The 22,094-nt window shown below is 34.4% G+C and carries 26 protein-coding genes; 22 read left to right on the forward strand and 4 right to left on the reverse strand.

Features of this window, described 5'->3' with window-relative positions; all coding sequences use genetic code 11:
- The first annotated feature begins 105 nt into the window (after window positions 1–105).
- The 8 genes from recN (at window position 106) to NIE88_RS12605 (ending at window position 7,626) form a co-directional block, all read left to right on the forward strand.
- A complete protein-coding gene (gene recN / locus NIE88_RS12570) occupies window positions 106–1,806 on the forward strand; it encodes a DNA repair protein RecN (RefSeq protein WP_253062643.1) in 1,701 nt (566 codons plus the stop codon).
- A 132-nt stretch (window positions 1,807–1,938) separates the two neighbouring features.
- Window positions 1,939–3,216: a SpoIVB peptidase gene (spoIVB, locus tag NIE88_RS12575; protein ID WP_253062555.1), complete on the forward strand. Its 1,278-nt coding sequence runs from the start codon at window positions 1,939–1,941 to the stop codon at window positions 3,214–3,216.
- 185 nt (window positions 3,217–3,401) lie between these two features.
- Entirely contained in the window at window positions 3,402–4,217 is an 816-nt protein-coding gene (gene spo0A / locus NIE88_RS12580; RefSeq protein ID WP_290446462.1) for a sporulation transcription factor Spo0A, read from the forward strand.
- A 199-nt stretch (window positions 4,218–4,416) separates the two neighbouring features.
- The gene (locus NIE88_RS12585) at window positions 4,417–5,367 is read left to right on the forward strand and encodes a tyrosine-type recombinase/integrase (RefSeq protein WP_373689438.1); all 951 of its coding nucleotides are present in this window, start codon (window positions 4,417–4,419) and stop codon (window positions 5,365–5,367) included.
- Window positions 5,368–5,380: 13 nt separating this feature from the next.
- Window positions 5,381–5,926 (forward strand): hypothetical protein, encoded by a 546-nt coding sequence (locus NIE88_RS12590; RefSeq protein ID WP_253062558.1) that lies wholly within the window; start codon window positions 5,381–5,383, stop codon window positions 5,924–5,926.
- Window positions 5,923–6,246, forward strand: coding sequence for a TM2 domain-containing protein (locus tag NIE88_RS12595; RefSeq protein ID WP_253062559.1), 324 nt, complete (start codon window positions 5,923–5,925; stop codon window positions 6,244–6,246). Before NIE88_RS12590 ends, NIE88_RS12595 begins: the two co-directional genes overlap by 4 nt.
- Window positions 6,239–6,532 (forward strand): hypothetical protein, encoded by a 294-nt coding sequence (locus NIE88_RS12600; protein ID WP_253062560.1) that lies wholly within the window; start codon window positions 6,239–6,241, stop codon window positions 6,530–6,532. The genes NIE88_RS12595 and NIE88_RS12600 overlap by 8 nt, the downstream gene beginning before the upstream one ends.
- 170 nt (window positions 6,533–6,702) lie before the next feature.
- The gene (locus NIE88_RS12605; protein WP_253062561.1) at window positions 6,703–7,626 is read left to right on the forward strand and encodes a hypothetical protein; all 924 of its coding nucleotides are present in this window, start codon (window positions 6,703–6,705) and stop codon (window positions 7,624–7,626) included.
- 138 nt (window positions 7,627–7,764) lie between these two features.
- On the opposite strand, the gene NIE88_RS23025 is transcribed toward NIE88_RS12605, so the two are convergent.
- Window positions 7,765–7,938 carry a glycine zipper domain-containing protein gene (locus NIE88_RS23025; protein WP_507237324.1) on the reverse strand — a complete coding sequence of 58 codons (174 nt, stop codon included), beginning with the start codon at window positions 7,936–7,938 and terminating at the stop codon, window positions 7,765–7,767.
- Window positions 7,939–8,427: 489 nt separating this feature from the next.
- Window positions 8,428–9,132 carry a hypothetical protein gene (locus NIE88_RS12610; protein ID WP_253062562.1) on the reverse strand — a complete coding sequence of 235 codons (705 nt, stop codon included), beginning with the start codon at window positions 9,130–9,132 and terminating at the stop codon, window positions 8,428–8,430.
- 442 nt (window positions 9,133–9,574) lie between these two features.
- Here NIE88_RS12610 and NIE88_RS12615 point away from each other — a divergent pair, with 442 nt between their 5' ends.
- The 6 genes from NIE88_RS12615 (at window position 9,575) to NIE88_RS12640 (ending at window position 12,647) form a co-directional block, all read left to right on the forward strand.
- Complete coding sequence (locus tag NIE88_RS12615; RefSeq protein ID WP_253062563.1) at window positions 9,575–9,784, forward strand: hypothetical protein; 210 nt, start codon at window positions 9,575–9,577, stop codon at window positions 9,782–9,784.
- Window positions 9,784–10,053, forward strand: coding sequence for a hypothetical protein (locus NIE88_RS12620; protein ID WP_253062564.1), 270 nt, complete (start codon window positions 9,784–9,786; stop codon window positions 10,051–10,053). Before NIE88_RS12615 ends, NIE88_RS12620 begins: the two co-directional genes overlap by 1 nt.
- Complete coding sequence (locus NIE88_RS12625; RefSeq protein ID WP_253062565.1) at window positions 10,050–10,667, forward strand: hypothetical protein; 618 nt, start codon at window positions 10,050–10,052, stop codon at window positions 10,665–10,667. The genes NIE88_RS12620 and NIE88_RS12625 overlap by 4 nt, the downstream gene beginning before the upstream one ends.
- A gap of 15 nt (window positions 10,668–10,682) precedes the next feature.
- Complete coding sequence (locus tag NIE88_RS12630; RefSeq protein WP_253062566.1) at window positions 10,683–11,528, forward strand: hypothetical protein; 846 nt, start codon at window positions 10,683–10,685, stop codon at window positions 11,526–11,528.
- Between the two features lie 117 nt (window positions 11,529–11,645).
- On the forward strand, window positions 11,646–12,320 hold the full coding sequence (locus NIE88_RS12635) for a hypothetical protein (protein ID WP_253062568.1): 675 nt from the start codon (window positions 11,646–11,648) through the stop codon (window positions 12,318–12,320).
- A gap of 57 nt (window positions 12,321–12,377) precedes the next feature.
- Window positions 12,378–12,647 (forward strand): hypothetical protein, encoded by a 270-nt coding sequence (locus tag NIE88_RS12640; protein WP_253062570.1) that lies wholly within the window; start codon window positions 12,378–12,380, stop codon window positions 12,645–12,647.
- A 265-nt stretch (window positions 12,648–12,912) separates the two neighbouring features.
- On the opposite strand, the gene NIE88_RS12645 is transcribed toward NIE88_RS12640, so the two are convergent.
- A complete protein-coding gene (locus NIE88_RS12645; RefSeq protein ID WP_253062572.1) occupies window positions 12,913–13,176 on the reverse strand; it encodes a hypothetical protein in 264 nt (87 codons plus the stop codon).
- Window positions 13,177–13,994: 818 nt separating this feature from the next.
- On the opposite strand from NIE88_RS12645, the gene NIE88_RS12650 reads away from it, so the two are divergent.
- The 8 genes from NIE88_RS12650 (at window position 13,995) to NIE88_RS12685 (ending at window position 20,937) form a co-directional block, all read left to right on the forward strand.
- On the forward strand, window positions 13,995–15,404 hold the full coding sequence (locus tag NIE88_RS12650; protein WP_253062574.1) for a hypothetical protein: 1,410 nt from the start codon (window positions 13,995–13,997) through the stop codon (window positions 15,402–15,404).
- Between the two features lie 14 nt (window positions 15,405–15,418).
- Window positions 15,419–18,181 carry an RNA dependent RNA polymerase gene (locus NIE88_RS12655; protein WP_253062576.1) on the forward strand — a complete coding sequence of 921 codons (2,763 nt, stop codon included), beginning with the start codon at window positions 15,419–15,421 and terminating at the stop codon, window positions 18,179–18,181.
- 267 nt (window positions 18,182–18,448) lie between these two features.
- Complete coding sequence (locus NIE88_RS12660; protein WP_253062578.1) at window positions 18,449–18,667, forward strand: hypothetical protein; 219 nt, start codon at window positions 18,449–18,451, stop codon at window positions 18,665–18,667.
- Window positions 18,668–19,031: 364 nt separating this feature from the next.
- A complete protein-coding gene (locus tag NIE88_RS12665; protein WP_253062580.1) occupies window positions 19,032–19,406 on the forward strand; it encodes a hypothetical protein in 375 nt (124 codons plus the stop codon).
- A gap of 1 nt (window position 19,407) precedes the next feature.
- A complete protein-coding gene (locus tag NIE88_RS12670; RefSeq protein ID WP_253062582.1) occupies window positions 19,408–19,626 on the forward strand; it encodes a hypothetical protein in 219 nt (72 codons plus the stop codon).
- The gene (locus NIE88_RS12675) at window positions 19,626–19,928 is read left to right on the forward strand and encodes a hypothetical protein (RefSeq protein WP_253062584.1); all 303 of its coding nucleotides are present in this window, start codon (window positions 19,626–19,628) and stop codon (window positions 19,926–19,928) included. The genes NIE88_RS12670 and NIE88_RS12675 overlap by 1 nt, the downstream gene beginning before the upstream one ends.
- Before the next feature lie 164 nt (window positions 19,929–20,092).
- Entirely contained in the window at window positions 20,093–20,692 is a 600-nt protein-coding gene (locus NIE88_RS12680) for a hypothetical protein (RefSeq protein WP_253062586.1), read from the forward strand.
- 2 nt (window positions 20,693–20,694) lie between these two features.
- Window positions 20,695–20,937, forward strand: coding sequence for a hypothetical protein (locus NIE88_RS12685; RefSeq protein ID WP_253062587.1), 243 nt, complete (start codon window positions 20,695–20,697; stop codon window positions 20,935–20,937).
- 170 nt (window positions 20,938–21,107) lie between these two features.
- Here NIE88_RS12685 and NIE88_RS12690 read toward each other — a convergent pair whose 3' ends face one another.
- A complete protein-coding gene (locus NIE88_RS12690; protein ID WP_253062589.1) occupies window positions 21,108–22,064 on the reverse strand; it encodes an SH3 domain-containing protein in 957 nt (318 codons plus the stop codon).
- Between the last annotated feature and the right edge of the window lie 30 nt (window positions 22,065–22,094).

A 22,094-nucleotide genomic window follows, 5' to 3' on the forward strand; every position in this document is an offset into this window, starting at 1 on the left:
TTTTACATGATCGCCAAAATTTTTCGCTAATATATTGACGGCTTGAGTTGAACGCGAGAAAATAGATATAGGAACGAACGTTCGAATCAAAGGGGTGAATCCTTGATGCTAGCGGAACTTCAAATCATAAATTTTGCAATTATAGACAAACTTAATGTGTCGTTTAATAATGGGCTGACTGTGTTTACCGGAGAAACAGGTGCCGGCAAATCGATCATTATTGACGCGATCGCTTTACTGGCAGGCGGAAGAGGATCAGCAGAATATGTGCGTCATGGTGCGCAGAAAGCAGAGCTTGAAGCATTATTTGATATAGAGGATCAAAAAGCGTTTTCCCATCTGCTTGATCACATGGGAATGGACAGGACAGACGGGCAGATCATTTTAAGAAGAGAAATTTCTCGGACTGGAAAAAGTGTCTGTCGCATAAATGGTAAACTCGTGACCTTATCAATCCTTCAGCAATTCGGAGAGCGGCTTGTTGATATTCATGGTCAGCATGAGCACCAGCAGCTTTTAGATTCATCGAATCATATCAGTTTTGTTGATCAATTTGGCGGATCAGCAATCGCAAAACTTAAGCATGCTTATTCTGATGATTACAAGCATGTCGCAAAATTGGTGGAAGAATGCAGCAAATACAATCGCGATGAGAAAGAGACTGCTCAGCGAATTGATTTGCTCCAATATCAAATTGGTGAAATCGAATCGGCCGAGTTAAAGTCAGGGGAAGAAGATCGGATTCTTGAAGAAAAAAGAAAATTAATGAATTTTGAAAAGGTGTTCCACGCGCTGAAAGCAGGCTATCAGGCATTGGGCGGAGAAAATGCCGGATTGGATATGCTTCGACTTGCTTCGGGGAGCTTGGATTCAATTCGCGACCTGGACCCGGAACTTGCCCATTTTTCCGATTCCGTATCCAATTGCTATTATCTCCTGGAAGAGCAGACTTCAACAATGCGTGCTTATTTGGAGCAAATGGAATATAATCCGGAACGCCTGGATGCGATTGAGGCTCGATTAAATGAAATTCATTTTTTAAAAAGAAAGTATGGCAATACAGTCGAGGAAATTTTAAGTTATTACGAACAAATAAAAAAAGAACTTAACGAGCTGAATTCACGAGATCAAAACTTTGATGCGCTGAATGAAGAACTGAAAGCCGGTTTAAGCTCGCTCAGAGAAAAGGCAGTACAATTATCGACGGCAAGAAAAAAAACAAGCGGCAAGCTTGCTCAGGCGATTAACCGTGAATTTAAAGACTTGTGCATGGAACATGCATTAATTGAAATCCATATTCAGATGAACAGCAGTCTGGAGTCATTTGCCGGATTTGATTCAAATGGAATTGATCAAGTATCCTTTTATATAACAACGAATCCTGGCGAACCGTTTAAACCGCTGGCAAAAATTGCATCGGGCGGTGAATTATCTCGGATTATGCTGGCGATTAAAACCGTATTTAAGAAAATTATTGGCTCTGCAACGATCATATTTGATGAAATCGATACTGGCGTTAGCGGAAAAGCTGCGCAGGCAATGGCTGAAAAGATCAGCAGCCTGGCTCAGAATGCTCAGGTATTCTGTATTACACATCTTCCGCAGGTGGCAGCAATGGCTGATCGCCATGTTCTGATTGAGAAATATACGACCAAGGATAATCGAACAGGTACACATGTAAAAACGCTGAGTAAGCCGGATCAGGTTCGTGAAATCAGTCGAATGATTTCCGGATCGCAGATGACCGATCTTTCTCGCCGGCATGCCAAGGAATTGATTCAGATGGCCGATAAGATCAAGCAGTAAAAGAGGTTGGCATACTCATCCTTTACTGGAATTAATCGTTTTGCGGGATAGCTCATAATTCTTCTTTACTCAGGCAACTTTAATAAATGCACTGCAAGACAAAGTGCGGGTTCGGAGCGAGGAGAGTGAGTTATGAAAAATAGGAAAAAAATGGGCATTGCGATTGCAATTGTTCTGCTCAGTTGTTTCATCATCTGTTCAGGTATACGAACAGAGCAATTTCTTTTCCATGCATGGCAGAATAGCGGATCAATGAATAACGAACGCTTTCAGTCGGGCACTGAATTGGCCAGTGGTTCACCGATCACAATGCTGGTCAAAAAGAAAAAAGTTCGTGCTATTCGCAAATCACATGTAATGAGAAATGCGACTGCCGTATCAAATCATGTTTCGGCATTGCCCACAGAGATTTCTGATAAGAACATACGATTGATACCGGGCGGGCAGTCGATCGGTGTACAGCTCAGCACCAAGGGGGTACTTGTAGTCGGTTATCATCTTGTATCAACAGCAGGTGGGGAGGAGTCTCCTGGTGAATCGGCAGGCATTCGGGTCGGCGACGTGATTACAAAAATAAATGGCAAATCAATGCGATCCATCACGGATGTGCGCCGATTGATGCATGTCGCTAAAAACAGCGATCCGCTACAAGTAACATTAGTTCGTCAACGAATGGTAGTGAAGAAGCATTTGATACCGATTATGGACAAACAAAACCGCCACTATCAAATGGGGCTGTTCATTCGAGATTCTGCTTCAGGAATCGGCACAATGACCTTTTATGATCCGAGTACTGGTTCCTACGGTGCATTGGGACATGTGATTTCAGATCGGGATACCGGGCAGCCGATCATGGTTAAAAACGGACGTATTGTTCGTTCAATCGTTCAGGCCATTGACCGGGGCCAGGAAGGGAAACCTGGGGAAAAGATTGCTTTCTTTCCGGAAAATGCAGTCAGCATCGGAGCCGTTTCCAAGAACACTCCATTCGGTATTTTTGGAAAAATGGAAAAAAATTATGTCATGCGTTCGGATATGGACCATGCAGCACTTCCAGTTGCAAAAGCGGATCAAGTCAAAGAGGGACCGGCAAAAATGCTTACAGTCCTAAATGGGAATAAGGTTGAAGCATTTGATATCCGAATTCTGAATTCAATTCCGCAAAAGCATCCGGCTACAAAAGGTTTGGTTATCAAAATTACCGATCCGAGATTGCTTAAAGCAACCGGCGGTATCATTCAGGGAATGAGTGGGAGTCCGATCATTCAAAACGGGAAATTAGTCGGTGCTGTTACACATGTTTTTGTAAATGATCCGACAAGCGGTTATGGCGTGCACATTGAATGGATGATTAACGAAACAAGTGTGAATCATGATTATCAAGCAATACACAAAAAAGCTGCAAGCTAATCGTCAAAAAATATTCGACAAAAGCCTGTCGATACAGATAGAAAAAACACGAAATGAGTAATTTAGCCTGCTTTTAGGAAGAAAATGAAAGAAAAAAATAGATTGAAGTGAAAAAGAATAAAAAGGATACTCTTTCCTCTTGTCGAAAAGGATACATATAGAAATTCGACAAGGGGGATTTTGTTTTGCAAAAGATTAAAGTCTGCTTAACTGATGATAACCAAGAATTAATTATGCTGATTACCGAATACTTGAAAACGCAAGATGATATTGAAGTTATTGGCACGGCGAGCAATGGTCAGGATTGTCTTGAAATGCTGGAAACCATTTCACCCGACGTCCTTTTATTGGATATTATCATGCCGCATCTTGACGGAATCGGAGTTTTAGAACGCATCCATTCAAATCCTAACCTTCCAAAACCAGGCATTATTATGCTGACAGCTTTTGGTCAAGAAGATGTAACGAAGAAGGCTGTAGATTTGGGTGTGTCCTATTTTATCCTTAAACCATTCGATATGGAAAATTTAGCGAATCATATTCGTCAAGTCGCTGGGAAAAAGACACTCAGTCCAGTTTTTTCGTCGCAAACGAACACAATTCAACGCCCTTCAGCATTCGATAAAAAACATGATCTTAACGCAAGCATTACTGACATTATTCACGAAATCGGTGTACCGGCACATATCAAGGGCTATATGTATCTTCGTGAAGCTATTTCGATGGTTTACCATGATATCGAACTGCTGGGCTCGATTACGAAAGTGCTCTATCCGGATATTGCCAAAAAATATAAGACGACTCCTAGCCGGGTCGAACGTGCGATCCGCCATGCAATAGAAGTTGCTTGGAGCAGAGGAAATGTAGAATCAATTTCTAAACTGTTCGGCTACACGGTATCTATGTCTAAAGCAAAGCCGACAAATAGCGAATTCATTGCCATGGTTGCCGACAAACTCAGAATTGAAAATCGTGCCGAAGAGTCGATGAAGATTCTGTGATACAAAAGGCATTTGAGACATGGGATTATATGGACACCACAACGGGTTAGCCAATAAACAACCAATTTTTTCAATATTCAACCCCACAAATTTTTATTCTGGATGAATATAAACACCTTCATTTATTGGATTGAGAAATTCAATAAAAAGGAGGTGTTTTTGTATTTTGAAGGACTCCGATTTTTACATTGAAAATTTCATGCTGTATTGCACATCCAAAAATCTATCCAGAAAAACCATGATGAGCTATGAACAGGCACTGAAATTATTTTTTAATTATATGGAAAATGAATTTCAAATTGATGAAGTGGCTAAAGTTGAAAAAATTCATATCCAGAAATACATTCAGCATTTAAAGCAACGAGGAAAATATTCAGCAGTAAGTAATCCGGAAACAACGAAAATTAATCATCCAGATAAGCGAACGGATTACAAAAAAGAATTGTCGATGACAACGATTGCTAATTATGTGCGTGATCTTAAAGTGTTTTTTAATTATTTGTTCTCAGAAGAGGAGGTGTTGGTTAGAAATCCAGTCAAAAAAATACCCAGCATCAAACCTGAGCGAAAAGTTAAAAGACTAATATCTGACGATGACTTTATCAAAGTCATGAATCAATTTGATATAGTTACTTTTCACGGATACCGTAATTACACTGTTTGTCTCCTGATTTTTGATACCGGGGTTCGCATTGGTGAGGCACTCAATATCAAAGTTGCTGATTTAGATTTTAACCATAAGTCGTTAGTGGTGACAAATCCAAAGAACAAAAAGCAAAGATATGTTTTCTTTTCAATGGCCATGATGAAGCATCTTAAACGGTGGATAAAATTTTGGGATCGTTATGCAGATAGTGAATGGTTATTCCCGACAAAACGAGGAACAAAACTTGAAGAAAGAAATTTTGAATATGCATTACGCGCGGCAGGAAAGAAGGCAAACGTTCCCATTCATCCGCACCTGCTCAGAAACAATTTTGCTAAGCGCTATTTATTAAACGGCGGAGATTTAGCAACATTAAGCGTTATTTTAGGTCATTCTTCGGTTGATGTGACTAAAAAAGCATATTTAGATTTTAGCGATCAAGAGATCGGACAGATATATCAGCATTTTTCACCATTGAGTCATCTAACAAAAAAATTGAAATAGGGGAGTCCTTAAAATGACAACATCAAACACAGCAATCAATCCATCCACTAACTCTAATTCACTCAATGTTTTCGCTAATCTTAATCAACCCATCCGCTTTAGCGCCCAAGCGGCCAACAAGTTTGAAGCGATGGCAGATCTGCAAGATCCAGCAAATATTATCGACTTATCAATCACGAATTGTCTCACTGGCAACAAATTAAATGTCACTTTACTTGATGATCCTGATATTTCTTTCATGGGTGTTATGGACGCTGAGACAAGTGAAGAGTTGATTTCATTCGATAGTGATGGGAATATGAATGATCCTGATTTTGAAGAGGATGTGAAAGCAGGGTTGTTAGTTCCAATGGAGAGGATGAGTCAGCAGAAAGATGAACCAGTTAATCTTCCTGAATCCATTTTAGATGCGCTCAAGGCTGAACAAGAGAGACTTTTCCAGGCAGCAAATGATACAGATGCTTATTTCTACGCGACTAAATTAAGCGGCTTTGAGAAGGCTCTTGAATTGATCGGCATTTCAATTCCTTACTCAGCAGAGGAGGGTGAATCAAAATGAGCGCATCACCTATTTTATCCAACAATGAGCGCCTTGTCGTCAACAGTGAAGTACAGAAAAATGGGAAGTCTACTGGTGTTGCATATGCCTTCTGGTTCTTTCTTAGCGCGGTCGGTGGACATCGCTTCTACTTGGGTCATAAGGGATCGGCTATTGCTCAATTAATTCTAACGCTAACTCTTGTTGGTGCAATTGTTAGTGGAATTTGGGCAATCATAGATGCGTTTCTCATTCCTGGCATGATTCGTGATTTTAATCAGAAGGTTGAAAACGAAGCTACTCAACAAGTCGTAAGCAATCGAAGTGATAACAATGATTGAGTTAATGGATCTCCATCAATCCATGCAGAACACAATCTCGCAAATTGATGCGTTCATTGAAAATTGGACTTTTGGCACTCTTATTGTTGAGGATAACCATGCATTTCTTGCTTTGGAGATTGGTGAAGTCATCTTACTGGATCATGAACAATTTGAGATTGAAATTCGCAATGGTGATGAATTTATGCCGGTCACGCTTGATCAAGTATTGACTTCTAAAACAGTTGAAGGTTGGCCGCTGTATGCCGGATTAGATGCAAGGATACGACAAAGGGGAGCAGCTTAATCGGTGATTGATAAAACAAAATGAAAGCACCTGTTTGCAGACAGATGCTTTCTTGTACTTGAATATACGATTTATCAACTAAATCAATTATACATTGTTCGGTTTTTAAATTCAAGCCGCAATGCGTGTATTTAAGTGCGCCAATTTTAGATAAAATGGAGCGTACAACAATGAAAACACGAACAACCAAGAGAAAAATTGTTGAGCATTCACAATTTAAGCAGATGTTAAGCTATCGCATTTGCTATAAAGATAAATCAGAGCAACAACAGATTAAGAATCAACTCAAAGATGAAGTTGTGACCGCATATGGTGATAAGTGGATAAGATTAGCAGAAGGAACGAGATCAGCAATAGATGAAATGGTTTTCATGGCAACAGAGCGAGGATTTAGTTTCATGTCTAAAGATTATTTAACAAGACATGGAATCAGTAAGAGAACTTTAGATAGAGTATTTAATTTCTTATCTGATAAAAGATTAATCCATATTGTGTACCGGAGAAAAGGCTGCCTAAACCTAACAGGAAAGCCTATATTCCTATTCAAAAATCATCCATATTTCAAATATTGGATTGATTTTTTGTCGCTTGATGTCGCTAATGATGACGTTGCCAATGTCGCTGCTGAGAACTCTCAGGATACTACTCTATCAAGTGATTTGGAAGATATTCACGTTTCTACCAATCTATTACCTGGAGATCACAAAGAACTTGAAAAAGATCGTAGCAAGGATGATCCAATCATTGATACCGCGAAGATGATTCCTGAATATATCCCCAAAGCTTTTAGCAAGCTGTATCAAGCTTATTTTGGTGTAGAGGTGGAATCAATCAATGAACTGTGGATAATCGCTCATAGGCAATTTTGGAAGGTAAACATTGAAGAATACCATTATACTGATGCGGCTTGTGACAGTTTATCTCAACTTGTTGGACAGATGAAAATTGGACGAAAAATAAAGAATAAGCTGGCGTATTGGACAACCATCTGCAAAGCGACAGCAAAAAGGATATTTGATCAAGAGTTAGAGAATATGGGCTTTTGGGATCATGCACCTGAAGGGGAATTATCATTCTCAATGCCCCACAACTGAAATTCTCTTGCCTATTCCTTACCCGTGAACCATCCTAATCCATTTCAGGTGTAATCCTATCACAAATGAATAGGATCGCTCAGAGACGCTATTAGACAAGTTTAAAACGAAATGTACATTTTTGCACTTAATAGGTTATTATGATTTTTTGAAATAACTCAGGGCGACACCCCAGGCAGCACCAAGGATAATACCCAATGTCAGATTGTTAAATACAGTCCCAATTCCAGACCCTATGCATATGCCGATGGCTATATACAAACCTTGATTCTTTTTATTTGTTTTCTTGTTTGCATTATCGTTTTGAGACATAGAATAATCCTTTCAATTCAGTTAAGGAAGCTTAATGTCAGTTTATCTTAAGTTGATTGAAATTTCTACATGGGATGATTTCGTTGCCGTTCTCAGCGACAACAGATTATTTAATGGGGATGAATTTCATGTCCCTTTGACGGATCTGTTCTAAACATTCAAAACGAATGTTTTAAATTTTATTTTCACAGCGCAACTTTGCGCCTTTAAACAGGGGGTGCCTCAAATTTGAGGCAGGGGTGTTTTGCCCCTCTACTACCCAAACTCTCTAAAAACAAATTACTTGTTTTTAGACTTTTTTCCTTCAAAGAGAAAAATCAATGATTCACTTCCAAGGAAAACATAAAAGGGTCTGTATGTACTGCATACCCAGTTACCCACACTTCGAGGGGTATTGGTAGTACCGACACCCTTAGTTATAAGGGAGGAGCAAATTTGATCCCCCTTCACATATGATGCACTCTAATCAAATAGAAAAAAATGTGAGAACTATTTGTTGCCAAGCAATGTAGCTAATTCTTGTGTATAAGTATTTGCTGTGCCAATAGCCGTAATTGAATTATTCATCTTATCACTTATTGAAGTTGAGTTTAGAAAAATATCTGAAAATGAAATGTTCCGATTTAATTTAGCAATAATTTCTGCATATATTTCTTTGTAATTTTGAAGTGCAATGCGAAATTGACTAATGATACGGTTGATTTTTATTTGTTCATTTCTTGATGCATTAGTTTCACGTGCAATTATATCAAGGCTATTAACAGCATTTTTGTTTGTTGATACAATACTATACCAATTATTCAATTGAGTTATGGCTTCTTTTTCATCCATATTATTAGAATATCTAATCATATTATTCAAATTGTTTGATATTTTTAACAAATCTTTAACTTTGGCAACGGATCTTTGAAGAAATTCAATTGACTCATCCTGTTTTGGAGATTGAACATTTTTTTCAGAAGATGAGACGCTTGAATTTGATACAGATGATGTTGGTTCCTTTGTCACTGGATGGTTTCTTTTTTCCTTTTTCTTTTTGCTTCCAGTATCTTTGGACTCAGAAACGACATTATGTGAATTATTTTCTTTAGATTCCGAAGAATTATCTTTTTTCTTCGCAGGTGATTTCTCAACAGCTAAATTTATTGATTGATTTTTGGTAGTTTGATTACTATGTATTTTTTGATAGATCATATATGATCCCATAATAAGAATGATTAGACTTAAAAATGAAATCGTGATTATTGCCATGTGTTTCTTGATAAAGTGAAATATTCTCATATGCTATCACTTTTTTCAAATGTGAAATTGACTATTATTATATTACCAAAATATTCTATTATGTAGATTATACTACGCGGGTTCCATTAAAAAAGTAACCCTAAATAAATAAGAGAATTCAGAAAATAATTTGTGGAAATTCTGCATTAGAAAACAATAGGAAATTAAAACGAAATAACCACTTTGATGATCTAATGTATAAATAGTCATGAATAGGGTTTTGCTAGATTGTATGTATCGTTAAGCAATCAAAATCATTTAATATAATGCTGCTTGTCCTAAAAATTTGACCTTATTTGACCAATGGGAAAAATATGGCTATAATAAAATTATCAAGAGAGGAGGTGACATACAAATGACATATGAAGAAGCGGAACTGAAAAATCAGAAGTGTTTATTATATGAATTTCTCAGCCGAAACAACTTAGAAGATACATACATAAGTTTCCTTGAAGAACTTGTCCAGGACAAGAAAAATGGTGACACAACGATTAATTACATGTTTGGTGATGTTGAAGATACACTTGAAGAAACCAAAGAAATCATGAGAGGGGACTATGTTTGATGGAGAATGAATTAATCAAAGACATTCAAAATAAACTAGCGAGCATTGAAAATTTTGGATTTGTCATGATTAATGACAGAAAAAAGACTTATAAGCGATTCATAATCGATGACAAAGGCAAACATGGAGAGATCATTAATAGAGAACAATATCTTGAAGACTGCATTGAATCATTGATAGGTGATCTAGAATGTTTATCATATGATATTTACGAAAATACCCAAATTGACTGCGATGAAAAATTTGAGAATGGAGTGATTGGTTATTGACATATACCTATGAACAACTCAACAATGCACAAATAAGATTGGCACATGAAAGTAATAAATTATTAGCTACGGATAATGTCACAGATGTATACGCTAGAGACTATCTTATTAAAATGATCACTCTTGATGTTAAATTGCACGGAACTAAAGAAAGTCGAAAATTAAGAAAACAATCGAGTCCAAAATCAAGATTTGATGATACACAGTCAACTCTTTCTATTATGTCTACATTATCTCCAAATGAAATAATGAGATTATTTCCCATTGCCAAGCATTATGATGGCGACAAATGGGGAGAAATTGACTATTTCTCTACTATTAAACATGTGAAAGAGTATCCTCTAAACAAGCCTGTGGGATATGAACAGATTTCTGAATTTCTAATGGGGTATGATAATCCTGATATTCGCCGTTTAATGGTTGATATGATGATGGCAACTTCTGACATGATGAAACAAGAAACTGGCGAGAGTTTAGCTGAGAAAATGGGCATTCCCACTGTGACCATGCAAGAAGGAACAAACGGACAGAAATATATGATTGATGAGAATGGGCGAAGTAAGCCGGTGATTGAGAAAAAGAAACGTCCAAAATATCTGAGGGTGGTAAAGTGATGGAGGATGAATAATTTGAAAATAATAAATACATTAAGTGAGCAAACAATTTATAAATCGTTATGTAGTATCTTCAACATAGATGAATCTGTAATGAAAAAATACATCCTTGATAATAAATTTAGAATAATGAATCAATATAGTGAGAATGCAAAATGTATAAATCTTAAAGATTTTTTAAATACGGTAGAATCTAAAAAAGAACCATCTGATTTATTTGATTATGTTACATTGTCTCATCTTACCACCAGGATTTCCAACCCGAAAAATTCGCCACTCTATAATTTAGATACATCTTTACTGAAAAATACGGATATAAGTAATTTCTTTAAGAAATGTGGTATTTTATTCAGATCAGAAAATGGCAAAATTAAAGTTATTAATGACGGTAAGAAGGTTGACTGGAATGAGTATGAGCAAAGTGGCACAGTTCAAATGATAAAACATAGACTTGAGTACCTTAATAAATATATGGATAGATGCATAAATGGTTATTTATTTAATGAAAAAATATATCATATAAGGGATATAAATCATTTGAACAGCTGTCCAGAAATTATTCAAAATATTTTATGTGCATTAAACAAAAATAAATATATCTATGATTGGTATAAAAATGCGAAACCATATATTCTTACATTTCGAGCCAATATATCTGATATTATTTTTGACGGAACGGGATTAAACTATTTAACGAAGAAGCAAAAAACATATAGAATACTTAGATGTGTGTTGTTTTATTTGAGCAAGAAATATCTTAACAGATGGTCAAATGATGATAATCCAATGGTAAGATTAAAAGATAAGTTAAATGTTCGGTGTGAAGATATGGTGAATATCCAAATAATAGAAAAAGATTAAACATAGGACATAGGCAATAGATCAAACTCCATCAATGAACATACTTTTTATATATGTAATCAAGAAAATATCAAATTAGGGAAATAACAAAATTAACAATTGGTTGGGAGTGAAATTGTGATATATATTATTTCTGCTGCCTTATTAGTTATCACGTTGACCGTATCTTGTGCTTATTATTTCTTATCAATATATAAAAAGAAATTAGATATTATTTCAGATCAATTATTAGACGAAATTAATAGCTTTAATAAAGAGATAAATGGGGATAGCGAAAACGAAAAAGATGATACATCTAATAGTATAAACGCAATATTAAATCAATATTCAATAAAAAATGACTATAAACAATTTATTATGATCGATGATGTATGGCTTAATAATATACTAACTCTACTGATTAAGCCTTTAAGAATTGATGAAAAAAGTAAACTTCGAATTGATCTTCTGGCAACACTCAAAAAATTCTCAGCGACTATATCAAAAGGTGAAATAATTGAAGGTGAGGATAGAGAAACTTTATTAAAAACGGTTAAAAAATTATTTGAGATGGATTCAATAAATAGTAATGGTAATTATATTGCCTGTTATTTTGTGTTTTCATCCGATGGCAATTACTTTTTGAGGATTGTTCTGACTAATACTGAAGTGAATCAATTTTCAATACGAATGGGAATTTTGCAGCGAAATGAAAAAAAACCTTTTTTATTCAATAAAGTCCCATTACCATTTAATGATAGAGAGAATAATAAATATTGGAGAGGTTATTTTATTAATGAATATAGAGTTTAGTTATCTTTAATGATCAATAAATTATTTGTTTTATTGAAATTGAAAGGAATGATGGAGATGGATTCTCTTTTAAATTTGCCTGTAACATATGAAATCACATTTGCAACTCGTCAAGCAGCACATGACTACTATGATAAGAGTGTGGACTATTGGAGTAGTCAGATAGGTAAACGAACGGTTAATAATAATGCTTGGTATGTATTTACGAAATTGGAAGAGACACATTTTAAAGAAGAAATCAGTAAATTATTTATTAAAATGGATATTTCTTCCGACAAATATAAGATAATAAAAACTGATATTGGTTATTGGCAATCTCCATTTTGATGTTTTTTCAATAGATAAAGAGACCGGCACACAACCGATCTCTTTATCTTATAGAAACAAAATAATAAGCAACAGTACAAATTGTATTATACTGAATGCAATATTCCCCCTTGAATGATCGTTGATTAAGTGGATGATTAAAATCACGCCAAAAATTATAGCGATAATCCCATTTACGAGCATATTGTGAAATGGTTGGAAAAAATGAGCAATTGCGAGGAAAAAAAGAATAGCAATTAAACACACATAGACATTAGAAAATTGTTTAATCATCTTCAAAGTGATCTTCGCTGACATTAATTGTTATCTTTTTGTCTTTGAAGTCAATTAGTGGATTAGAGTCATAACCAACATCATGAATCTGTATGCTTGTATCTGTCAAGCTAAAAATTAAACCAAGTGTATGATCTTCGTCTAATACAGTGTACGATTGAGTGTTCTCAATGCTTTTAAAAGCAGAGTATGCTTCCGGGAGATCAATTGTCCATCCGTTGCCAAGAGAAACATTTTTAAACTTTACATCGCTCAAAACTTATCGCTCCTTATGTATATTAGTCACACAGTTGTCACATTTAATCTATAAAAATATCAAATAGCCCTTGCATTTAAATTGCAACGGTAGTAAACTAATTATGTGCCTATTTATTTACTGGTAGGTACACTTATCCAAATTACTCTTACTTTACAAGTTTTATTCTACAGGAGGTTATGCAAATGGTCAATAGAAATTAGCAAATTTGTTCAAGAAAATTGTCGGTGAGTAACGAGACGGTGAACATACATAACAATGAGAGGGACATACATATAATGAAAGCGGAATTGAAAAACATACGATTTTTTTATTGTTACGACAAGGAACTTGAGAGATACCTATCCAATCATGGACTTCGCTATATCACCCATTCAATTAGTGTGCAGAATAATTTACAGTTTTGGCAGTATTTCCAAACAACGGAATTGAGTAGATTGATCGATGCATACAAGAAATTGAAGAAAATAGAGTATGTCAAAAACTAATAAAAATTTCTAAGACTATTTCAGAGCCATGTCAAAAAATAATAAAAAAATCTATAGATTTTGACAAGACGTGTCAAAAACTAATAAAAAAATTATTAAAATTTGACATGGTGATGTCAAAAAGTAATAAAAAATTTATTAAATTTTGGACTGTTTATATCTTTACTTCTCTTTTATATTATTACTTCTTCTTACAGGAGCGCTTGCGCCTACGGCGCTGCGCTTGGAAGAAGAGAGAAATTGAAAAGAGACAAAAGAAAAGACAAAAGCAAGAGCAAAGACCAAAAGACAAAAGCGCAAATGCGAAAGACAGGAGTAAACCAATAATATATGGGAAAAAATGAAAAACAATCAGTAAATCCTAAACTTATCTTATACAACGTGTTCGCCGAACCTAAGTCAAAATATCATTTGACAGTTGATGAGTTGTTTCTCTATTCATTTCTACTCTCCAATAAAAATCATTTGAACTTTTTCGGGACGGACATTAACTACATAACGTCTATCATCAAACCTCATGTCAAATTACCTTATCAGATGACCAAGCGCAAGAAACAAATTAAATCAATGCTGCTTTCGATGCTTAACAAACAAATTATTTCATTCAATTTTGATGAAAATCCCAGTGCCAGCGCACCACTAAAAATTACGTTTTTTGACAATCTGGAAGATTCAAGTATCGGCAAAGGTATTAAAGGTTTTGTTCCGATTGATATTAAAAAATATTTCTCATTTGATGATTCGTTTGACTGGTACATATATTTTGCTGTTAAGCGATTTGATAGCGTAAATGGTTTTGTCTCAGACTATAAACGATGGGCAAATATTTTAGAATGTACACGAAATACGGCAATCAGTAAAGTTCAGCACGCAATAAACAAAGGATATATTTTTTGCAACACAGGTGATTATGACGAAACACATAAGCACCAATCAACTAATACATATAAAACTATACCGTTTTCAAGCGAAGATAAAACGAAACAGACAATTAAGAAAGAGAAGCAGGACAGCAAGAAGGCAACTCAACAATCCTCAAATGAAGTGGACACTGGACACTGGTTAAATGGTGGCAAGATTGATATTGATGATTGGAAGATTTATCTAACATCTGATGATGCTAAGTTTAAGAAAAAATGTGATCGAGTTTATGAAGCTATTATCACCAAAAGTCCGGGCAGTAAAAAATATCTTGATAGAACACGAGAAGAAGCTGAATATGATTTGAGAAAAAAGAGAGAAAAACAAGAACTTGAATCCATAAAATCAGCTAAAAATGCTGCAAGATTAAAAAATGGATCGGTTGTCATTGTTACACAAGAGAACATAGATCAATTGTTACCACAAATTACTGAAATGTTTTTCTCAAGTGCTGAGGATTGCAGTCAATTAAACGATTACAAAAAAGTAACTGTATTCAATCCAAATATGACCGATGAAGAAGGAAATAAACAAAAAATTGATCGTCCAGATATGATTGACTATGGAAAAGATTTATATGCTCAGATTGTTAAAAAAGATGAAATGTTGACTTGGGATAAATTCAAAGAATTGATCAATGAAGTAAATAAAAAGTTTGGATTTGACACAGTTGGAAATCATCATCAAGTCATTCATGTTGATGTTAATAGAAATAGTTTTAACGTTTTAAAACCAAAACTGGAAAAGAAAAAAGTAGAAAAGATAGACATGGATGCGATGGAAGAACAGCTTAAAAAAGAACGTGAACTTAATAAATAATGGAGGATTACATAGTGAAACATAATAAAACTGAGATTTTATTGAATGACCAAATATTCTTACTGAGTGTTGATAGTATGGCATTTTTCACTGATAAAGAAAAATGGTTATTCTATCTTCAAAATGAATTTAAGCACATGAATGAAGGAAAGAATAATATGGATTTACGTGTCTGTGATTATTATGGTCAAATTGATGCTGAAAAGTTTAAGAAGAAATTATCAAAAGCATATGGGAAATACAGAAAACTTTTACTCAAGAAATTTGGTGAACTTACTAACACAAGACAGATCAGAAAGGATTATTTGTGTTATTTAGATAAACGAGACAAACATTTCCATTTAAGAAAAAGTAATATCATTTCAATGTTTGATGGAATATTGACAAGGTTGATTGGATGTCAAAAAGGACAGATTACAAAGGAACTTATTATCGTTAAAAATTTTTATTATCCCGTTATGGAACAATTAATTCACAATGGTTTTGACTTTGGAAATATTCACTATCGGTATTTATCAAGTGGATCAGGTCAGATAAAAGAACATAAAATGATGTTTATTCGTGAGAGTACATACAATAAAATTAAGAACAGATTAATGTGTGGGCTGACCATTGATGAAATTAACCGAAAGGGTGGAGTAAATCCAAACAAGTTAAATAGTTATTTAAGTTTGGCTGCATCGGCTTCCGCACCATGGGAAGATTTTCCGATTAATGATGTTCTCGTTGTTCCTGATTATTCAACCAATGTCACGGACGCTTTTGATTTTATTGATAAAGTTGAAAAAACAAGAAAAGTTAAGGATAGTAATGGGAAAATTAAGGAAGAAAAATTTCTTCAACTTTCAGAGGATATTAACAAAAACAATGAAATGACTGTTCCAGTTGAGTCATTTGACGGTTTTGGAATTGTTGATCCGGAAATTGCAGATAAAATTTCAGACATTTTCATCTTTCGTGCACCTTGGTGTAAGGGATTGCTGGCAAGTGTTCCATTCATGGATTATTTTGATAATCTTCCTGAGGCCAAGAGTGGTCATTTAATAGTAAAAGATGCCTGGGGTGATGATTATGACATACTTAAAAATAAGCCTAAAATCATCATGACAGACAGCCAATTAAAAATGAGAAAGTATTATGATTCGCTTGATGACTTTAAGAAAAGGTTCAACGACAATAATTGTTTAGCCGGTATCGCATCAGTAAATGACATTAGAAATAGGGTAAATCTAAATTATCAATTTTTGCAGACGCTTGATCTAACCGATGATGAACTAAACGAATTGATTAAACCATTGAAAGACACAATTCGGAAGATCAATGTAGGCGATAATGAAACCATGTTGAAGGTCATTGGTGCAACTCAAGATCAAAAAGAAATTAAAGACAGTCATATAAAGGCGGTCAGCTTGTATCATAATTTGCTTAGAGATCCATTCATTAAAAAGTTGGTAACAGATACTAAAGCCGCAATGATTAAAGATGTTTTGGGTGGCACTTTCAAAATTGATGGCTATCGCAATGTGTTTATTCTGCCTGATGTCGTCAATTTTATGAGCCAGATTGTTTATGATGAAGAACATGCTGAATTTGCTATTGAGAAGAATCAAGTTATTTTTGACAAATATAAGCCAGGTACAACCGTTGATGTACTGAGAAGTCCCCATTTATATGTGGAGCATGCACTCCAAACAGTTAGTAGGGTTGAAGAAAAATATAAGAAATATTTTTGTGGAGATGGATTATACATAAGTAGTAAATCATCAACCTCACTTTTGATCATGTGTGATTACGATGGCGATCATGTGAGCGTGACAAATAACAATATCTTGATTGGTGCGGCTAAAAGAAAAATTAAGGAGTGTGACATTCATCCGCTTTACTATGAGATGTTTTCTTCAGACCCCGTTCCGATCAATAATGAGGTGATCGGTGAAAATTTGAAAGTAGCATACGGTCAGAATATAGGGATTATTAGCAATGCAATCAGTAAAATTTTGAACGGTGAAAAACCTGATATGGACGCTGTTCGGTTGCTTACTGCTAAAAATAATTTTACAATTGATTTTGCTAAAACATTGACTAATGTTGAATTGCCGGAGAAAGCTAAAAAATATTTGAATAATAAGGTTAAGCTGCCGCACTTCTTTAAATATGCGAAGGATAAAAAAGAAAGTCAAATGGTCAGAAGAAATGAAAGTACAGTCAATCGGATTGAACGACTAATGAAAGATCCTGAAGGAACGAAAGATAAAGATAAAATATATAGGAATATTGCTTTTAGGGATAGTGTTCCGATGTATGAGTATCAAAAAATGATCAGCAAAAATAGAAGATGGAATGACGAGGCAGCAATCAAAATAAGGAAAAAATATGATGCAGCTAATAAACAAAAGCTCAAGAGCATGCCTAAAGATGGAGAAGATCATACAGCTAAATACTTCTGTAATAAATTAAAAAATGAGTTAATCAAGACTGTCGAGGATAACAAAAAGAATTATTCTGATGTAGATGCTGAAAAATACGCCTGTGACATCCTAGTCAAATATTTATACGGAGATAAAAAAAGCAAGAGTAAAGATACACTTTGGAAAATGTTTGGTAATCAGATTGTCGAGAATATTATCTGCTATCAAAAAACGCATATGAAATGTCTCCGATGTGGCAAGGAAATTGAGAAAAATAAAAATCGGAAATACTGTGATGATTGCAATAAACTTGTGACAGCGGAAAATAAGAAAAAGAGTAGACGTAAAAAACAATTAATGGGAGCCTGAGAGGGCTTCTTTTTTGGTGCGAAAAGAATAATAGATCAATAATAGTCATTATAAGTTGATATTAAACGTTATTTTGATATTGTCAATTCTAATTATTTTGACTATATCCATAATACGTTGATATAAAAGGGATTGAAGCGTATTGAGATAGACACCATTAGGGAAGCAATACAATTTATTTTAAATTAAACTTATCAATTAAAGCCTTAATAATTGCAATTAAATTGGCTTTTATAGATGGAATCTTGAAGAAAGGAAGGAATGATGATGACATATGATGAGATCGAGAAGTTGGCCGAAATCAAACGAAGAAAGAAAATAACGGGACGTAAATGCGCTCAACAGATCGGAGTTTCAGATCCAATGATTAGTTACTTTTTCAATCACAGAGAAAGTTTGTCATTGGACAAGCAAGAAAAGTTAAAAAACTTCATTGATGATTATCCGGAGTATGTCTTGATCCGTATGCCGGTGAAATCCGAATAAAACTTGTCGTCACAAGTCAGCGACAATAAACAATTGAGCATGGTGCTGAACCAATCCGCACCTTAATCTCGATTGGGAATTTTTTATCACACACCATTTGACGGCAAGGACAGTGTTCCGCTGTGCCACCTGCGCCCACTCCGTCAAAAAATAAAAGGACGCCCCTCCTATATTTTTACTATTGTTGTAGGGTTGTAGTAGCGCAGACGAGAACTACTGAAATAATCTCGTTAAGTTGTTTTGTGTTCATTTTTTAATTCTCCTTTATTATTTTGTCAGGCATTTTGCCTGGCTTTTTTATTTTGCTAATAATTAACATTTATATAGATTTTTGATTTTATTTTGAAAAGAAAGGAATGAGGAAATGCAATTTAGTGATCGAGATCAAGATTACAGAAATCATCAAAAAGCTTACTACTATAACGAGAAACAAGAGCAGAGTAAACCATATTGGACAAGGGATAAAAATTATTACGATGAAATGAGACGACCGCACAAAGATGACACAGTGAAGGTAATTATGACTCAAAACGAACTAGAAAAACTGATTTTCAGTCAGGTGATGAACGCGCAGGAGCATCTGTTAAATATTATTATGAATCGTTTCCGAATACTGACGAAGAACCAAGAAGAAATTAAACAAGCGGAAGGGACTATCTTTAGTTTAGTCAATCAGATAGTTGGGGATAATCGAGAGATTTACAAACAATTAAATGAATTAAAAAAGGAGATTAATTAATATGGAAGAAAAAAATCAGATTAAGACAATTAACAACAGTAGCAGAAATTATCAAGCACCGACCGTGCATCAACAGTGGGTTGGGTTAAAGCTGAAATATTTGGATTCATTGGTTGCCATTGATGCAGAACGTGATGACGTTAATGCAAGCAATGAAATCAAAAAGTTAATTGAAATTTTGAATGATGAACTGATTGTGGCCGGCGGTGAGCGTAAATAATGAGCAATGATAAGGAATATTTTACAATCATCAATACACGTGATAACGGGATTGAAATTGCATATCTCACGAGAGAAGAAATCATTGATAAGACTGCTGATTTATTTGAAATGAATTATGTTTATGCGCGAAATCGGGAAGGTATCCTGAGACAAATTCTGGATGTCATTTTATTGGATGACAAAAATGAAGCTGTATCAACAACGGCATTAGCAAGCGAATGTGGAACAGATGCAGAATATCAATTTGAGATTGATCAATTATTGAAAAATGCTGAAGTAGACGAGTACGCGGAGATTTAATGCGTGAAAGAAAAATAAACAACGTAACAAACCTGAATGATGATTAGAATAAGAGTTTCTTCAAAATTGAATGAAATTAAATGAAATAAGGGAGAGGATTAAGATGATTTATCAAGTAAATGAGTATGGGATTGTGTCTGTTGTAAGAAAAGGATTTGGAGAATTTGGAAACAATCAAAGATGTTGTGAAGGATTACACGGTTGGTAAAGGGAAATACAAAAGTACAAAAGATCAAAAAGCCTATGATTGCTGGAACTCAATGATTAGACGTTGTAAGTTAAGCAATACATATAATTATAAAAATTGGAATACATACAAAGACATTGAAATTTGTGATGAATGGATGAACTTCCAAACCTTCGCCGAATTTTACTATGACAATATTTATAGTGTGCCAACAGGTGAGAGGGTTGAAATTGACAAGGACATATTGCAACATGACGGACGAAAAATAAAAATTTATAGTCCTAAGACTTGTTTATTTGTCCCTCATTCCATTAATTCAGCCTTAACAAATAATCGGAAACTAAGAGGGGAATATCCGATAGGTGTTTCCTTTTATTGTGGTAAGTATTGGGGCGAATGTGTTTCAGTCGGACACGAGAAAGCAAAGAAATCCTTTAATAATCCTAATAGTGCCTTCAAATTTTATAAACGAATGAAAGAAAAATACATAAGAGAATTGGCTGAATACTATAAGAATTGGATACCAGAAAAATTATACAATGCCTTAATGTCATATGAAATCAGAGAGGATGATTAAAAATGGAAACGAAAAAAATAATCATTGTCATGGACAGCTGTAAAGAGTATCCAGTTGAGGTTGATGCGGATCGTGTTGATGATTTTATTGACCAATTTTATAATGAACAGCGGTCGCCTTCTCTTTTTGAGCAGGGGAGCGTGTATTATGTGACGAGAAATCATTTTGATCGACTGGATGAGCATGTGTTTATTAATCCAGCACACATTTCATCGATTGAGATTGTGGAATTTGATGAGAAATAAAGGTTTGGAAAGTCCGATTTTACAAAAATGGGAAGACAAAATTAAACCATTGGTACAGCAGTACGTTCGACAAATTTATGATTGTCAATCGACTAATGATCATTTAGCAGTAGCTAAAAAGAAAAGTCAACTGAAAAAATGGAGTAAATGGAAAAAGAAAAAATAATTCATTATTTCCCCAAAGTCTTTATGTATCTTGTAAAAACCCATCCATATTTCAAATCACTATTACCACGATATCTAACAAATGACCAATTCTTGTGCTTGTCTATAATTTCTACGATTTTGCCAATATAAAGTTTATCAATTTGCGTTGATGTAGTTCTCATTCTTAGAAAGACAGGAAGTTCATCTTTAATATTTACTCTATAGTTTTTGATGTAAGAAGGCATATTAGTGTTTTTAAGTACTTTTCTTTCATTTTTTATAATGATTCTATTTTGATAGTTATAGTTGTTAATAACTTGAGGTGGATTGTTAGCCAAACAAAGATTGAATATTTCAAATAACATCATGATAATTTCAAATATATGCTTTATTAAAAATTGAACTAGTATCTGTTTATGTGTGGGATCTTTCACATGACCAATTTGTTCCATTCCTTGTTTATAATAATTATTAATCGTTATATTAATATCATGGATGGATGAAATATTGTTCTTTGTAATGGCATCATCGAAAGTTTCTTGTAATTCTTCAATTTCTTTTGAAACTTCAGGTTGATTGTAGGAATTGTTATTAAATTGACTTCTCCATTTTTGTAAATCAAGTGATCCCATCATACTTCTGAACTTGCCAATAGTTTCAATAAGATCAGAGAATTGACTGCCTGATGTCATTAAGGGAATCTGACTAGTAATTTGTAACATACTCATACTACGAAGAGATTCATTATTTTTGATTAAATCCATAATGTTTATGGTGTCTTTAAACATCCCATTTAATGAATTTTGGATATTCCCTATTTGTATAGCTTGATTCATCAATTGCTTGGAATTGTTTATCGATTCAATTAAATCTGCATAATTCATTTTTGTTGATTGATGGATGAGCTTCATCATATTTTGCATGTTTAGATGGTATTTATCTGAGACTAATTTATTTATATCAGTTGGACGACTTTTCAAAAATATCACCCCTATGTATTTATTTTAGCA

It is taken from the genome of Sporolactobacillus shoreicorticis (genome assembly GCF_024125445.1).
Taxonomy (GTDB): Bacteria; Bacillota; Bacilli; order Bacillales; family Sporolactobacillaceae; genus Sporolactobacillus; species Sporolactobacillus shoreicorticis.

What these genes read in the sequence shown, in the direction of transcription:
- NIE88_RS12685 (WP_253062587.1), top strand. Translation starts at nt 20,695, where the DNA reads ATGGAAACGAAAAAAATAATCATTGTCATGGACAGCTGTAAAGAGTAT.
- NIE88_RS12665 (WP_253062580.1), top strand. Translation starts at nt 19,032, where the DNA reads ATGCAATTTAGTGATCGAGATCAAGATTACAGAAATCATCAAAAAGCT.
- NIE88_RS12605 (WP_253062561.1), top strand. Translation starts at nt 6,703, where the DNA reads ATGAAAACACGAACAACCAAGAGAAAAATTGTTGAGCATTCACAATTT.
- NIE88_RS12600 (WP_253062560.1), top strand. Translation starts at nt 6,239, where the DNA reads ATGATTGAGTTAATGGATCTCCATCAATCCATGCAGAACACAATCTCG.
- NIE88_RS12590 (WP_253062558.1), top strand. Translation starts at nt 5,381, where the DNA reads ATGACAACATCAAACACAGCAATCAATCCATCCACTAACTCTAATTCA.
- NIE88_RS12640 (WP_253062570.1), top strand. Translation starts at nt 12,378, where the DNA reads ATGGATTCTCTTTTAAATTTGCCTGTAACATATGAAATCACATTTGCA.
- NIE88_RS12585 (WP_373689438.1), top strand. Translation starts at nt 4,417, where the DNA reads ATGCTGTATTGCACATCCAAAAATCTATCCAGAAAAACCATGATGAGC.
- NIE88_RS12610 (WP_253062562.1), bottom strand. Translation starts at nt 9,132, where the DNA reads ATGATCTATCAAAAAATACATAGTAATCAAACTACCAAAAATCAATCA.
- NIE88_RS12660 (WP_253062578.1), top strand. Translation starts at nt 18,449, where the DNA reads ATGACATATGATGAGATCGAGAAGTTGGCCGAAATCAAACGAAGAAAG.
- NIE88_RS12595 (WP_253062559.1), top strand. Translation starts at nt 5,923, where the DNA reads ATGAGCGCATCACCTATTTTATCCAACAATGAGCGCCTTGTCGTCAAC.
- NIE88_RS12615 (WP_253062563.1), top strand. Translation starts at nt 9,575, where the DNA reads ATGACATATGAAGAAGCGGAACTGAAAAATCAGAAGTGTTTATTATAT.
- NIE88_RS12675 (WP_253062584.1), top strand. Translation starts at nt 19,626, where the DNA reads ATGAGCAATGATAAGGAATATTTTACAATCATCAATACACGTGATAAC.
- spoIVB (WP_253062555.1), top strand. Translation starts at nt 1,939, where the DNA reads ATGAAAAATAGGAAAAAAATGGGCATTGCGATTGCAATTGTTCTGCTC.
- NIE88_RS12670 (WP_253062582.1), top strand. Translation starts at nt 19,408, where the DNA reads ATGGAAGAAAAAAATCAGATTAAGACAATTAACAACAGTAGCAGAAAT.
- recN (WP_253062643.1), top strand. Translation starts at nt 106, where the DNA reads ATGCTAGCGGAACTTCAAATCATAAATTTTGCAATTATAGACAAACTT.
- NIE88_RS12620 (WP_253062564.1), top strand. Translation starts at nt 9,784, where the DNA reads ATGGAGAATGAATTAATCAAAGACATTCAAAATAAACTAGCGAGCATT.
- NIE88_RS23025 (WP_507237324.1), bottom strand. Translation starts at nt 7,938, where the DNA reads ATGTCTCAAAACGATAATGCAAACAAGAAAACAAATAAAAAGAATCAA.
- NIE88_RS12650 (WP_253062574.1), top strand. Translation starts at nt 13,995, where the DNA reads ATGGGAAAAAATGAAAAACAATCAGTAAATCCTAAACTTATCTTATAC.